Consider the following 354-nt stretch of genomic DNA (forward strand, 5'->3'; position numbering starts at 1 on the left):
AGCCGAGTAGTACTAATAGCCCGAGACTTTCTTTTTCCGGAAGGAAGGATTGATATATCAGCAGATGGTAGGTAGTAATACCTGTCATAAGCTCAAAGAAAATGAGTTACGTTAAAGTAACGTTGTCCAAAGTCAAACATCTTAAAAGGTATTAAGGTGGTTATAGCGTTGGGGATCCACCTCTTCCCATTCCGAACAGAGAAGTTAAGCCCAACCACGTCGATGGTACTGCGTAAAAGTGGGAGAGTAGATAGCCGCCGTTTTATTCAGGCGAAAGCTGAAAGACAGAAAGGAGTTCATTCGAAAGAGTGGACTCCTTTTTTTATTTTCCATGGTTTCACTTTTTATCCGTTT

The 354-nt window shown here is 41.2% G+C and carries 1 rRNA gene; it reads left to right on the forward strand.

From position 1 onward, the window contains the following. Positions 1 to 152: 152 nt before the first annotated feature. Positions 153 to 263 (forward strand): 5S ribosomal RNA (rrf, locus tag DXD68_RS22510). Positions 264 to 354 lie beyond the last annotated feature (91 nt).

The organism is Parabacteroides sp. TM07-1AC, from assembly GCF_003480915.1.
GTDB lineage: Bacteria > Bacteroidota > Bacteroidia > Bacteroidales > Tannerellaceae > Parabacteroides > Parabacteroides chongii.